Annotated in this window: 18 protein-coding genes; 4 read left to right on the forward strand and 14 right to left on the reverse strand. The window is 40.0% G+C overall.

The genetic code is table 11. The features are described 5' to 3' along the window. The first annotated feature begins 20 nt into the window (after nt 1-20). Nucleotides 21-332 (forward strand): hypothetical protein, encoded by a 312-nt coding sequence (locus tag OQJ75_RS15955; protein WP_248371561.1) that lies wholly within the window; start codon nt 21-23, stop codon nt 330-332. A 144-nt stretch (nt 333-476) separates the two neighbouring features. After that, nucleotides 477-1,700, forward strand: coding sequence for a hypothetical protein (locus tag OQJ75_RS15960; protein WP_265974014.1), 1,224 nt, complete (start codon nt 477-479; stop codon nt 1,698-1,700). 99 nt (nt 1,701-1,799) lie between these two features. Here OQJ75_RS15960 and OQJ75_RS15965 read toward each other — a convergent pair whose 3' ends face one another. Both OQJ75_RS15965 and OQJ75_RS15970 read right to left on the reverse strand, forming a co-directional pair. After that, complete coding sequence (locus OQJ75_RS15965) at nt 1,800-2,318, reverse strand: DUF2971 domain-containing protein (RefSeq protein ID WP_265974015.1); 519 nt, start codon at nt 2,316-2,318, stop codon at nt 1,800-1,802. A 345-nt stretch (nt 2,319-2,663) separates the two neighbouring features. Continuing rightward, entirely contained in the window at nt 2,664-3,266 is a 603-nt protein-coding gene (locus OQJ75_RS15970; RefSeq protein WP_265974016.1) for a porin family protein, read from the reverse strand. A gap of 824 nt (nt 3,267-4,090) precedes the next feature. Between OQJ75_RS15970 and OQJ75_RS15975 the strand changes: the two genes are divergently transcribed. Continuing rightward, nucleotides 4,091-4,456, forward strand: a complete 366-nt coding sequence (locus OQJ75_RS15975) for a regulator (protein WP_265974017.1) — start codon at nt 4,091-4,093, stop codon at nt 4,454-4,456. Between the two features lie 45 nt (nt 4,457-4,501). Here OQJ75_RS15975 and OQJ75_RS15980 read toward each other — a convergent pair whose 3' ends face one another. From OQJ75_RS15980 to OQJ75_RS16035, 12 genes are all read right to left on the reverse strand, one after another. Beyond that, nucleotides 4,502-5,200 carry an RloB family protein gene (locus tag OQJ75_RS15980; RefSeq protein ID WP_265974018.1) on the reverse strand — a complete coding sequence of 233 codons (699 nt, stop codon included), beginning with the start codon at nt 5,198-5,200 and terminating at the stop codon, nt 4,502-4,504. 20 nt (nt 5,201-5,220) lie between these two features. Then, on the reverse strand, nt 5,221-6,579 hold the full coding sequence (locus OQJ75_RS15985; protein WP_265974019.1) for an AAA family ATPase: 1,359 nt from the start codon (nt 6,577-6,579) through the stop codon (nt 5,221-5,223). 610 nt (nt 6,580-7,189) lie between these two features. Beyond that, nucleotides 7,190-7,759, reverse strand: coding sequence for a DUF2726 domain-containing protein (locus tag OQJ75_RS15990; RefSeq protein ID WP_265974020.1), 570 nt, complete (start codon nt 7,757-7,759; stop codon nt 7,190-7,192). Nucleotides 7,760-7,847: 88 nt separating this feature from the next. Beyond that, nucleotides 7,848-8,993: a zonular occludens toxin domain-containing protein gene (locus OQJ75_RS15995; RefSeq protein ID WP_017070559.1), complete on the reverse strand. Its 1,146-nt coding sequence runs from the start codon at nt 8,991-8,993 to the stop codon at nt 7,848-7,850. Continuing rightward, nucleotides 8,993-9,307 (reverse strand): DUF2523 family protein, encoded by a 315-nt coding sequence (locus OQJ75_RS16000; protein ID WP_017070558.1) that lies wholly within the window; start codon nt 9,305-9,307, stop codon nt 8,993-8,995. Before OQJ75_RS16000 ends, OQJ75_RS15995 begins: the two co-directional genes overlap by 1 nt. Before the next feature lie 3 nt (nt 9,308-9,310). After that, nucleotides 9,311-10,945 carry a hypothetical protein gene (locus OQJ75_RS16005; protein ID WP_265974021.1) on the reverse strand — a complete coding sequence of 545 codons (1,635 nt, stop codon included), beginning with the start codon at nt 10,943-10,945 and terminating at the stop codon, nt 9,311-9,313. A 151-nt stretch (nt 10,946-11,096) separates the two neighbouring features. Next, complete coding sequence (locus OQJ75_RS16010) at nt 11,097-11,231, reverse strand: hypothetical protein (protein ID WP_265974022.1); 135 nt, start codon at nt 11,229-11,231, stop codon at nt 11,097-11,099. 12 nt (nt 11,232-11,243) lie between these two features. Continuing rightward, entirely contained in the window at nt 11,244-11,486 is a 243-nt protein-coding gene (locus tag OQJ75_RS16015; protein ID WP_248386565.1) for a single-stranded DNA-binding protein, read from the reverse strand. Nucleotides 11,487-11,504: 18 nt separating this feature from the next. Beyond that, nucleotides 11,505-11,843 (reverse strand): DUF1293 family protein, encoded by a 339-nt coding sequence (locus OQJ75_RS16020; protein ID WP_248386564.1) that lies wholly within the window; start codon nt 11,841-11,843, stop codon nt 11,505-11,507. Beyond that, nucleotides 11,831-12,943, reverse strand: a complete 1,113-nt coding sequence (locus tag OQJ75_RS16025; RefSeq protein WP_248386563.1) for a replication initiation factor domain-containing protein — start codon at nt 12,941-12,943, stop codon at nt 11,831-11,833. Before OQJ75_RS16025 ends, OQJ75_RS16020 begins: the two co-directional genes overlap by 13 nt. Further along, nucleotides 12,933-13,133: a hypothetical protein gene (locus OQJ75_RS16030; RefSeq protein WP_248386562.1), complete on the reverse strand. Its 201-nt coding sequence runs from the start codon at nt 13,131-13,133 to the stop codon at nt 12,933-12,935. Before OQJ75_RS16030 ends, OQJ75_RS16025 begins: the two co-directional genes overlap by 11 nt. 2 nt (nt 13,134-13,135) lie before the next feature. Continuing rightward, nucleotides 13,136-13,432: a hypothetical protein gene (locus tag OQJ75_RS16035; protein ID WP_265974023.1), complete on the reverse strand. Its 297-nt coding sequence runs from the start codon at nt 13,430-13,432 to the stop codon at nt 13,136-13,138. 132 nt (nt 13,433-13,564) lie between these two features. Between OQJ75_RS16035 and OQJ75_RS16040 the strand changes: the two genes are divergently transcribed. Then, complete coding sequence (locus OQJ75_RS16040) at nt 13,565-13,933, forward strand: DUF3693 domain-containing protein (RefSeq protein ID WP_265974024.1); 369 nt, start codon at nt 13,565-13,567, stop codon at nt 13,931-13,933. Nucleotides 13,934-13,950: the final 17 nt, after the last annotated feature.

Below are 13,950 nucleotides of genomic sequence, written 5' to 3' on the forward strand. Positions count from 1 at the left end.
TTCAACAAAGAGAGAGCAGTATGAGATATCTAATATTCCTATTGTGTTTTTTATCCCCAGTTGCTTTTGCCGACGATGCGTTGGTTAATCCCATAGCTAAAAAAATCAAAGTCACCGTCATGAAAGGGCTCAACAAGAGCAATGTTGATTTCGATGGTTATTGCGATCTTATGATTGAGATGAAGCACTCTAAAGGTTACGCAAGAATCAAAAAGGTGAGAACGTCTGGTGATAGCAACGTTTGCAAGCAGGCCAAAAAGTACTTGCCGAAGAAGAAAAGGTTCAAATACAGTTTTCCAGAAAAGTATATCCGGTTACATATCACGTATTAGCCGCTTACAGTGCACTATAACTAAATAACCTTAATTTTATTGAAACAATTTCGTGAACCAATCTCTAATTTCTATTAATATTAGTTTTGTTATAAAGGCAAGATATATCGACACAAGAGCATTTACGGCAAAGGAAAGTCACGGTTGTTGTTAACAAATAAAAGTTATACCCCTGAAGTAGTTGAGATCTCAAGAAAGGTCTCAATCAACGTTAAAGCTCGCTTTAATCGATGGTTAATCTCACCGAAATATAAGCTGCCGCAATCTACAGTAGACACGTTACTAAGTTTGGAAAATAGGTATTGTGATAGCGTCATATTTGATGAATCTGACCGCATATCTCACAACCAACGTATTCTACTGCGCTGTGAACAAGATAGAGTTAATGCTCATCGTGAGAAAGTCGACGCGAAGCAACAAACCTTACGTTACGTTATCGATGATGTTAGTAATACAGCGTCGGCTCTAATGCTTGAGAAGCTTCAAGGCACATTAATAAGTTCGTTGTTTTCAGACTTGCCCGATTACAATCAGTTCGCTAGTGTTGCGTATTCACCATCTTTAAATTTTTCTAAGTTGCATAAGGTTTTAGAAACGAATCGGTTGTTGAGTTCAAATTTACTCGAATTTGTTTCCAATCCTGAGTTCAACGATAAATACGGTAGAAAGTCCAAGGTGACTCTCGACCCTAAGGTTGCAGCACAACAGATTGGTATCGAAAACTGCCGTTTATTGTTTCCATTGCTAATGAGCCAAAAACTGATTAAGTGGAATGATGCAAATATTAAACACATTACACCTAAAGTTTGGCAACATTTAGTTGCGACTTCCAATGCAACACGAATTAGACTTCAAGAAACACCGGTTAAAGATCCTAACGTAGGCATTTTACTTGGCGTGTTGAGAGTCCTACCTTTGTTTTTAATTTGTAACCACTTTTCTTCAACGTTTGAAGACGCATTGGTAAAAACGATGCTTGGTTATCGTGAAGCAAGTGACAAGCATGACGAATATTATGCTTGTACTGAGGTGATGCCAAACACACAGTTTCTCGAAGCAATGGTCGAGCAGCTAGAGCTTAAGCTACTAAAAAATCTCGTTGAATTTATCGATTGGAGCCCGGGAAACCAGTTCATAAAGAAGGCACTTCTAGAGGAAGTGAATGACATTCCAGTACTTGAGCGAACGGTTTATGGTGCAGCTTTGGCTCAAGGTAGAAAATATTCTGTTTTCGAGGCGTTAGATAATAGTGAACTATTTGACGTTAAACATCGACCTTATTGGTTTTCAACTGTTCAAATGTCTATAGCGACAATTGAGCAGATGCAAGATAAAGTTCTGGGAAAGCTTACGGTGAACATGCAATAAAAAGAGAGAGTCGCATTAATGTGGCTCTCTCTTTTTTGTTGCGCTGTAACTTTATGTGAATATCTGGTTTGCCGCTAAAACAGTAGGATTAAACTCTACCTAGCTGACCACTTCGAAGGTAAACGACTCTTGCTTTGCTATCGCGTGTTTAACAGGGATACCAAGGCGCTGGCAAGTCATCAGGACTTTTAACTTCCTATCGGCAGGAGCGTGCTCTGAGAGAATAACCGAGCTTAGGCATTCTCTATTAAGGTAGAGTTTATTTCCGATCATCTCATCGTTAGGTAATACCCAACGGTATTCCTTTTCATAGCGCCAATTAGAATGCTTAATTTTGAATATCTCAGCTCCCAGTCTTGATGTTTGTAAACCACTTAGCGATGCCGGGCGGAACATATTCGGTTTATCTTCATACTGGACTTCAAAACAGTTGAGATTGGCCTCGCCGTTATAGCAGTTGAGATCATACTCGATACACATGCCTTTAAAGTTGTCACCATACTGCGACCATAGTATTGGGTGGTCGCTCGACTGAGAGAAACACATGATCTTAAAGTTTTGTTGAAGCTCTTTGTTGATTACGTGGAGCGATCTGAACTTATAAAGTTTAGGCAACATATCAAACACCTAGTTTACAAAATTGCCTGATGTTAACACTTTAATTTAATTTTAAAGATTGAATGCATAGCATTTGATTGCTCAATCACCAAATTTATTCATATAACTGTTTGATAGATCAAAATTCAAACACGAAATAGTAGCCTGTTAAAGTGGCTTATTTTTCACTAAGGGTTAATGTTTCAGGCTGCAGCTTTAAAGAAAGATACAACGTAACTTTATTTATGGTTGAATTGTCTTGTTAAAGGTAAAGGTTGAGCTGGGAAAGGGAATTAGGTGACCAAAATTAAAGCCGAACTTTAAAAGCACGACTTTAGTTGTATTGAGCGTAAGGGTGAATCGAGTTTAGAAGTGGTACCTTGCACCTAGGTAAGCGGTTTGGGGCGACACATCGATGGATTCTATTTCAACGTTTGCATAGCGGTAACCAATATGGATGTCGATGTTGTCTGTTACTATCGCACCAAGCCCAGCACCAACTTGGTAGGCTGCTTCAGATTTAGAGCCTGATATTCCAAAAGCTTTTGCTTCGATATCCATTGAGCCAACACCGGCTAATAGAGATACATACAGATCTAATACGTCACCTTGAACAATAAACTTTGGTTTAATGTTTACGAAGAAAGCTTGGCCTTCAATATCCATTAAGTCATTATAACTAACTTTTCCGATTTTTCGGTACTCGGCCTCTAGTCCCAGTTTGACGACATCGTGCGTATTGAATTCGTAGCCTCCAACCAAGTTATAGCTAAAGTCTGATAGATCAGATGAATCTTCAATGGCGCTGCCACTATATTCTAATTCAGTTTCATTATAAAAGCCGATATCAACACCGGCATAAAAATGACCATGATCTCTAGGTGAGTTTTCATTTTCACTAGCAAGTGCCTGCGAGTTGATGCCAAAAATAGCGGTGAATAGCGATAGGGCGATTGTACTGATTTTCATTTAAAGCCTTCTAAGATAATAAGTTATTCAATTCCGGAATATGTTAACAAACAAAAGATGCTCTAACTAATTGAGAACTAGTCTAAATATCTGATTTTAAAGACTTGTTGCTAATAGAAGTGTCATTATCGCAGCTATGAGACAAAGTGCTCACAGTCCAGACACTGGCGAATAGCATTTGTGTTGCACTGTAACTTATTGTCAACCACGCTGTTTATAGAAGTACGTTTTGGATGGCAACGCAGTTTGGTAACAATGACCGTTGGGCATCAGACAATTCTCAATGGTTTGAAAAACTAGCACGGATCGACTGATAGCGTTGATAGTTGATTCAATTTGGTAAAGAACAACCCAACATAGATAAGCTAGACTCGATGATTAGAGAGTACGCTTGCGTTATATCTATGCGAACAAGAGTAACAAAGTCTTTTGAGTCTATTGGTAGTACGGACAATAGAATGAGAGTTAGTAGAAGCATGAATCATCTAAGTTCTTTCGGTAAGCAAAATCAGCGAATAGCTTTAACACTTAACCAGTAGAGATTCTGGACTAACTTTGGAGAGGCATTCGTAATTAGAAGCCTTAATTAAGTTTGAGCTGACATGTGATAAAGCCATCACGATTTAATTCAATTAACGTGGAGTCAAAGCCATAAAGTAATTAAATAGATAGATTCATGCGGCGCTGTACGTAAAACCCGCGAGCAATAAGGCTATGAACACCCTCAAATCTCACATACAATCACTGCGTATTATGTATGATTATGTTTAATGGTGCATATCTTATAAATGTAGTGCAACCTCTTGTATTTAGAGGTTTTATCATTGAAGTATCGCGAAATGAGTAAGAATTACATTTTTCGAGAGTTAGAGTGCCAAATGACGAAGGAAGAGGTCGCTGAACTGTGTTTTAAAACTGTGAGGACAGTCACGGGTTGGGATGAGGGAAAACCAATACCTCCCGAGTGCAAGAGGCTTATGCGAATGGCAAAAGGCCGAGAACTCAGTGTTTGTGAAGAGTGGAGACAGTTCAAAATGCTACATGATAGTATGGAGCTACCGACAGGCCAAGTGGTGAGACCGCAACAAATATTAGCAGGGATTGCGCTCTTGGGGATTCAGTCTGAATTAGAGCTAAAAACTTCCACGAAGCTTCTAAAATTAGCGCGCTCAATATCTAGACTAAAATAAAAGAGAGGGCATATGCCCTCTCTTTTATGTTGCTTGTACGTTTGATTAACGTATAAACATGTTAGCGATTACATATCCTTTGTCTTCAAATAACTTAAATAATTTTCCAACATTAGATTGTACTTTTGTTGGAGGTAATGCATTACATGGGTGAACTAGTTTTAGCTTAGCTTCGTTCTCTAATGCAGCCGAGACATTTTCTACGATGTTATCGTACCTACTACCATTAGATAGCAGCTCTACTTCTTTCTTTGAAAAAGTCTTCTTTTTAGATACTTTTCGATTTGCATACAGTTTATCTAAATAGGCACTGTCTTCAATAGATATGTCTTTATAATGACATATCTCCCAAACTTCAAATGATGGAACGTTAATCAAGACATCGACATTTAACTCATTGCAAGCTTCAATAGCGTTGAGAGTTCCTGCTCTATGGTTGTCTTGGAAGTGATGATCTTTATCGATAATCATAAAAGCGTAGTTGTAATGTCGGACACCAATTTTAATATCATTTTCTTTAAAATATTCATCTAACTCTTCAAACACTTTTTTAGGAGCTGATGCAGTGGTTTTTCGTTGTATGGGTACGAAAATTAAATTCCCTTGGTATCTGTTCTTTATCTTACTTTCGATAGCTTCAAAGTATTTGGACTCATCTTTGTAACCTTCGCAAATAACATAACATGTAATAGGTTCGATCTTTTTTTCTTTTGAACGAGAAGATTTCGTTGGTCTATCAATCATATCTACTAGCCATTATATAGTTATTTTTTGAAAGGAATTGAGCCAAATTTACCATTCAGGTACGCGTATCTAATATCCATATCTGGACGAGTATTAAAATCATCAAGAGTATAAACATAGCTAGACTGATCCTTTTCTTTTTGAGCGAACCAAATTTCATCTCTTCTGAGGATTTTGTTATCTAGTAACTCTGACTGGTGTGTGGTTACAATCAGTTGATCGCTGTTATTTTGCGTCTTGTCCATAAATAGACTGAAATATGATTTAGCTAGGTTAGGGTGCAAACTTCTATCAAATTCATCTATCAAGAAAACGGTGCCGTCATCTCTGATATCATTTTCTATGATTGGAATTAAGTCCAAGAGCCTAATGGTACCGTCACTTTCTTCACGGATGCTGAAAGAAATTTCCTGACCTTTTATATCTTTATGTTTTGAGATAACAGAAAAATATTCAATATGTTGAGTCTCTTCATCAAGAGATACGTAATACTCGTCACCACTATGTTCGAACATCAGGAAGTTTCGCCCGCTAGACTTGAGACGATTTGACATTGTGTCAAGAAAGTCTTTGGTAAAGTTGCTCTCAGAGACTTTCTCAATACATAGGTCACTTACCCCAGTATCAAAGGAATTCAGTGTTTGGACGTATTCGCTTCTGTATTTGTCTTTAAGTATGTCTCGACCAAGCGCACTGTATTTAGTATTAGGGAATATAATAATAATACTATACTTCATGAATCCGTAGACCATTCTAAAAATATATACAAACTCACCCATTTTCTGCTCTAAAACCTTAGCATTCTTATCATTTATTTCTGTAATTAGAAGCTTATTTTCAGGGCAGAAGTCAGCCAGTGTCTCGAATTCATCCCATACTTTCTTTGACTCATCGCTATCAGAAAAGTCGATATCTGAATTGATAATATATGTGTCGGTTTCTTCATCATACACTCTTGAGAAGACGGTGATGTCTTGTTCTTCGTCAATGGTAATTAGTTCTTCATATAAGACTTGGTCGTCATTGACTTGATATGCATATCCAATACGTATGCTAGATACAATAAATTCGAAATAAAACGATGATGGCTTTGATTTATCATAAAACTTGAAAGGGTTTCGTTGGACACCATTTGAAGTCGGGCCTTCACATATATAAGTTCTCGAGTGTTCGACCGCTTTGATTAAGTTTGATTTACCAGAGGCGTTTGCGCCATAGATAGCCGCAGATTTCAAAATACTTAATGGCTTTTTAGAACCATCTACAGGTACCTTGCGCACATGAGACTTTAATCTTCTTAATCTGGTATTTGCCCTTAGGTCTAAGGTTACTTTCTCGCCAATAGAACGATAGTTCTCAGCACTAAAACATATTAACATACACTATACCTTAAGTTGTTAAGGTGAAAATTTCTCTGTAATGATCTAAATATTAGCACTTTGAAGCCGTATCATCTAGACAGATTTTGTGTCTAATCTGACAAACGGACAAAGTCATGGACTTTATTTTGTGTTCAACACTGAAGCTTAGGGGACGGGTGAGTAGACTCTTTACGGTTACTGTATTGGCAGTCGAGAATGTAAACTCTGTAGCAACATCATGACTCTCGTAGTTGCTCGGTTAGATACCCAAAGATAAACATAAGAATTGATCGCAGATACCAATAGTTAGGTCGAATTTACCCCCGTGATACAACACGGGGGTTGTTGTCCCGCAGCTCGTTGGGACCCTCCCGACGAAACGGGCCCCTCCCAACGAGCTGCGGAACAAGCATACCGAAAGCATAAGCGTTGGAAGTTTTATGGGTTGCAGTAGCAAAAAGCCCCACTGGTATTGTGAGGCTCTGCTAGGGTGATCTTGGCAATGAGAAAGGGCGGTGATGTGGTTTCAACAAGACAGCTACGCTTCGCTGCTTATCGGGCATTTGGGGCTGTATACCCAAGAACGACATCGAGTGCCCTTATCCCTGCGGGGCTTGTTCATCGATATCTATTGAGTATAAATACTTTCAGGCTCTGGCGTATCGCTCACCCCATAGAGCTCTTTTTCTAATTCGAAATAGTCATACTTGTTTTTGACTTTGAAGTGCTTGAGTTCAATCCCAGCGGAAGCTGCGGCCATATCAACTAACTTATCCCTTGCTATTCTGTCTGGTCGGTTGTGAGTTGAATCATCTAATTCAATCAAACACTTTACTTCAAGCGTCAATGGATCACACAGTACGAAGTCAACATGCTTTTTGGCAATTGCGTTAAACGCTCTCCACCATGTCTTCTTATCATGAGCTCCTTTTTTTGGTGTCATCAAGTCAGCAATTCGCACCTTAGTAAAAACGGTATGCTTGCCCTTCGTTACAATGATTAATGCTTGGTAAAAGGTTAGCTCATTCGATGTGACTAGCTTGCGGATAGGTTGATACTCATAATCAGAGGTAACGGTATCAATACTTGTTTTAGGGGAATGTATATTGCGTGCGAGTAATCCTACTAATCTCCATAAAAGCACAAATGCAAAAATCATCATTAGGGTAGGAAAAATTAAGTTAAGCAAATGTTCCATGTCATAGGGCTCATAAGATCAAAGAGTTAAAATATCTTATCAGTCAGGGGATTGTGTGAGAAATATCAATAATATGACTGAGAAGTCATTAGATTTTGACGGCCTTACTGAAATCGAAAGGATCATTAACAGGGTTATCGTCCTTGGACTCAACACACGTTAAAATCTTAACTGAATCACCCCATGTCACTCTATAAACACAATCAGCTAAAACCTTAAAACCATACCCCATTTCTATTAGCTCCGATTGACTAAAAGTGAATAGCTTACTGTCGTTCTGACGAACCTCGATATAGATACGAACAAAAGAGTTTTGAAAATCGACAAGGTTTAAAGTGACGTCTATCCAAGCTGTCTGGCGAGAGTATCCCGTAACCAATAATTCAAAATCATTGAGAGGGCCGAAACCAGAAGACTTTTTGGCAGGTTTAACGGTTTGACCTGGGACACCGTTGGGAACTGAAACCTGTGCAGGTTCAACAGCATTGTTTGGTTCAGAATTTAGAACCGGTTCTAATTCCTTATCACTACCAGACCACGCGTAAATATTAAAAATGACACCCGCCACAAGTAACAATCCACCCATCCAAAATGGCCACCGATGCCAAATTGGTTTGATATCGTTACTCATAGCCTCAGCTACGCTACCGCTGCTTTGTGTATGAGACTGATAAAATGGAAAGAACGATTTCTTATATTTTCGCTGCTCTTCATTGACGACTTCGGTTGTTGCACCAATCCTCACTTTCTTGGTGTAAGTATTCTTACTACCGAAAGCGGTATTCTTGGCACAGTAGTAAGTCATTTCAACCATATCGCGAACATCTTTGTGAATCTTCCTAAGATTCTGAGTAAGCAAAATGATGTCTATGCCGTAGTGACCATGAAGAGAATAGAACTCAAGTATTTTGCTATCTAGCTGCTTATTTGGCAGAACCATATGAGCTTCATCAATCACAAATAGGGGACCTTTGTTATCGGCATCCCTCCAGTCGTTTATGTAGTCCTCAAGTTTTGAAAATGGTCTATCCATAGAGCCATACTGGTTTAATTGACCGTCCACAACTTCAATCAAATCCAATACGTCATTACCAAAGACTTTCTGAAAATAGGGCACATTTAAAGTCACATTGGTCACGACTTTTCGACCAGCTTTGATAGCAGGAATAATATGGAAAGCGACACTCTCATAGCTTTTCCCGCTACGTGGTCGCCCTGCAATACAGTAAATCATTACGAACCTAACCTTGTGAATGGAATCAATTGTAAAATCATGCGTAAAGCAATGGCCGATATAATCAGGCTCAAACATTGAGGTAGGCCAACCGCGCCCATGACCCAAGCCACGTTAGGTGGTATTGACTGCAAATACTGTCCGATATCAACAGGTTGAAAAGCATTGACCGCCCAAGAAAGACCAGAATTAACCGCTGACATAAACTGTTCGACAATCCAAAAAACCATGTCTTTTAGCATGTCTACTAAGCTAAGAATCAACTTATAAAGGAACTCGATGAGCTTATTAAATAAAGTAACAATCCAATCCATAACCTAACCCCCGAAGATAATCTGACGACAATAGAAAGCCGTAGACGCTAAAAAAATGAAGCGAAGGAAACCAAATATCCAATCCAAATCGATGTAGTCGTCAAAAGAGAAGTAGCCGTAGAAGGGAACAGGCAAACCGAAGTTTGGACGTTTCGCACCGCTTAAATCGATGTTGCCAAAGTTAGATACGAAAGGGTCTACAACCGAGGTTTTCATAGTTTGTAATTGCGATTCTAGAACATCACTCAAATCCCCCTCATAAGCAGAATCGTAAAACCCCTGACAAGTGCCTCCTTGAATGCAAGTGCCGTCTATACCTGCTTTGGAAGCATCCACGCCTTTCAATAAATCACCAATATCAGTCATACCATTAGCCAAGCCGTCTAACTTACCGGATATTTCAGCGAGCTCTTCTCCATTATTACTGCCCTCAATGCCGTCTATTTTATCTGATAGGGCACCTATGCTTGATTCAACACCGGACAAATCAATCGTTGATGTACCAGATGAGATAGCAGCTATCTCGTTGCTAAGTTGAGTAAAGCGGCCATCCATATTGGCAAGTTTTTCGTCAACCGAACTAAGACGGCCAGCCATCGCACCAAGGCCACCCATTGTGTTATGAGCATCAACCGCAACTTCATCAAGAGTAGAGTCTATGGTCTTTAGAAGCTTCTGATTTGCATGTGCTTTTGCCGCATTGCGCAACTGATTTTTTTGCTGACTAGTCAAACCAGAACCGCCACTAGCATTATTTTCAATTGCTCTTATTACTTGATCTTTGTTGGCGTCCATATGTTCATGCACTGCATTAATTTGCTGTGGCAGACTTTTAACACTGGAATTTGTATCAGCCGTTGTTGACTTCAATTCTTGAAGAAATTGATTGTTTTGATTAATTTTCGTGTAGTTCGTACCGCTTGTTTCAGATATGCGATCATTCAGAAACGATTTAATTTGTGCAATTTGAGCACTATTATCAGCGCCACTAACATCAATACTTTCAACTGCGTGCAGTAAACCGCGAGTTTTGGTGTTTAACACCTCAGTCAATACACCGATAGAATTATTAAAGTCATTGCGTCGTACATTACGTAAAGATGCATCACGCATTGCAGCTGCAAGAATCTGATTACTTCTGGTTAAATCACGCATTGCATAACGCATTTGATGACATTGGTCATCATCATTGTTGCAATACAAAATCTCTTGTGTACTTGTTAGTTCGTCATAGATCCCCTCAATATCGTCCGGTATCCCGTTGCCATTCTCATCAAGATGACTTAACTCACTTTCGTATGGGTTAGGATCTTGACCGTTAGGAATCCCATCACCATCCCAATCCTCATGAGCGTCACCTCTGCCGTTTCCGTTCAAATCATTCATATCAACACTTTCAGCACCGCAATTAAATATATCGGTATCCGCATAATTGAAACCGCCAACACAATACGCGTTAGGGTCATTTTCCTCGCCATCACAGACTAAGCTACCATCAGGCAGGATTGAGCGAGACGGTGGGGTATCTGAACAGAGCTTTAACTTCATTTGCGAGTAAGGACCTCCATAGCTCAAATCCGAAGCGTAAGCACCAGAAGCTACAAGGCCAATCAGTGATGCTAAAATCAATCTCTTCATAATAAAACCTGTAAAAAAAGAGGCCGAAGCCCCTTTGTTATTAACCTTGAAAATTCTGAGCGGCTAGAAAACCAGACAAGCCACCCAAAAGAGCAAATACCATAAGTATCAGGTCATGTATGGCAATCAACACGCTCAGAAACCCCCATGGTTAAGCAGACTTAACAGCACGTTTAGCAAGGCCGATTGCCTTGTAAGCCATAGTAATTCCGATGATAGCCACACCTGCAGCACCTACTTTAGTTGCGATATCAGCGAAATCCACAGCAGCCCAAATAGCTTCCATAATTTTGTATCCTTATAAAATTTTAACTAACTTAATAGCCATCTTAATGGCGTATGACATAGCGAAACCGCTGACGAAAACTAGTGAGAAAGCCCCACTAAAAACCGCAGTAGCTTCGATTGCAGAAACCTGAGTAAACCCCATCAAATATTCATAATCACTAGCCGTAATAACAATGACCCCTGTACAGGATTCAACTGACGTATCAACAAGAGCTAGAAAACCATTTTCATTTGCTAAAGCGCACTTAGGCATAACAATTCCGAATTCAATTTATTTTTTGAGCGATGCGTCGAAGTGTTTTTGAACTTCAGCATCAGTAGGAACAAGCTTGTTAACCAAGATATCCAATGGGTCATGTGGGTTAGCACCAAAGCTCAATTCATATTCACGATTAGCAACAAAGGCGCGAGATTGGATGAGCTGACGCGCGTAATCCACATCAATTTTCAGCGCTTGTTTGTTGTAAGGGATGTCAGTTGAGAAACCGATACCAGTTTGCTGAAACTTCTCGTTATCGACTTCTTCAACAGCACGTAGGACAGACAGCTCCGCGAACTCCATATTAGATTTAGGGAAACGCTTGATAGAGATACCAGTTATTGTAGGCATATTCTTGACTCCAAAATTTCGATTTTCTGTTTAGTGTATTCGTCAGGAATGCCTAACGAGGTTTCAAAGTTGGCGCGTCTATGATGCGTAGGAATGAGCATTCCGAATGCTTCACCTAAGTCACCCTCAGTCATAGCGACAACTTCAGATAGAGCTTTGCCACATTGACGACGAACCCAAGCAATACGAGCGAAGAACTCAAGACCTGCTTTTTTCTTGTTAAGCTCAATCTTCATTGGTTCAGCAGGGTCGATACTGGCCGAGAAGTCACACAGACCAGCAAAGGCCGAAGCAGGCGAGGCGAGTAATGCCAAATCGCATTTCTTCAATTCCACTTCATTGCGGTACCAAATCACTTCAGGGTCAGCAATGTTTTGCTCAAACTTCTTGTTGTACACACGCCAGTAGATTGCAGAGGTACGAGAGCCAACAAGAACGGCTTCCTCTGATAATTCACCGGATTGTGAAACGCGCTTATGAGGAACCATTGTCGGGCCACGACCACGAGAAGCAGTACGAAATGCTCCCTCATAAAAACATTTCTCAGCATACTTGCAGTCAAAGATTCCGGTGTAGTCATCCACACAGAGATCTAAACGGGCTAGGCGAGTGATACCCAAGAGTGACAGCCACCAATGCACCTTTTTGTGTGTGGTGAAGTCAAACAACTTAGCGCAACCCGTACCATTGATTTGTACGTAGACCGTGTCATTGTTGCCGCCAATACCGACCAAACCACATTCAACCGTTCCAGTAGAATCGTAAATCACCATCGAATCTTCATAGCCATGCAAGCCACGGCCACGCATAGGAGACAGACGGAAGTTAAAAACTTTCGCCATGAACTCATCGAACCTATCACCTAAAACCTTACGGCATTTGTTACGGTGTAACTCAATTGATTTTTCTATAGCTTCTGGTGAGTTAAGACGACCGTTAACGCTTTGCTTTTTGAACTCAGGAAACTGCATGTTGATAAAGTCTTGTTCGTTCGAGTTATCCAAGTGTCTAAGCGAACCGTACGAAAACGAAAACGCTAAGTGATCCACTTGAACCGGACGAATCTCATCATGAAACTTATGTGGTTTTTTAGATGGCATGGAAAACACCTTTAACCAAAAGCTCTTGATAGTTATCGTCAGTGATTTCGACAATCTGAAATGACACCATGCCGTAATGAACCTCCATGAACTGGAAGAACTCACGCTGAGTCTTAAAGAAGTTATGACCCCAAGGGAAATAGGCGTTGATGCCATGGTTGGGTTCGTTGTCGAAGTAAATGGAATCCATGATTAACGTTCCAAACCGTAGAACGCGCAGAACTGTTCAAGCTCTTGGTCGTTATCAAACGTGAACGTGAAAGCGTCAGAACAATTAGCTTGAGGGCTGACAAACGACACGGTATGAAAAACTTCTTCGCTAATAGTGCGTTGGCCAAACTCAAGTTCGCTAGATAGGAACTCAAAACAGATTTCTAATGGTGAGTTATGGAGAGACACGGACGCGTGTGTAAAATCTGGGTAGTTAGAGAAGCTAACGTGTTCAGATTTCAAAACAGAGCCGTATTGAATAGGTTCAATTTGGAACATAGAGCCACCATAGTTAATCAACCAAAGCAGGTTGAGTTGCGATATGTGGCAATCCTAGTTGCGACCAATGGCAATTACAAGATGCGATTTATGGCAACTTTGCAGCTACAATGAACAAAATGGAGGTGCCAAATGTACTCATCAGAATTAATTAATGCCTACAAAAAGGCGAAAAACTACGTACAAGACAAGCAAGTTGCACACGACTTGAACCTTGATCCACCGAAGATAAGTAAAATTAGAAAAGGTGTTCGCCAACTTACTGATTCAGAAGCAGTTTACTTGGCTGAGAACTCAGGAATTGATCCTGAGTTAGCATTGTTGGGTTGTCACGCTGACCGCAACGAAAATCCAGAGATTAAACAGATGTGGGAACACATTGCAAAAAAGTACAACGGGCTAGGATTAAAAGCGATTTCAATGACTTGCGCAGGATTAGCGTTGATGGCAGCCACCCCAAATAAAGCACTAGCCAACTGCGTATTATGTATATTATGTTAAATTGTGTTTGGTGGTTA

Source organism: Vibrio sp. 14G-20 (genome assembly GCF_026241515.1).
In the GTDB taxonomy this organism is placed as follows: Bacteria; Pseudomonadota; Gammaproteobacteria; order Enterobacterales; family Vibrionaceae; genus Vibrio.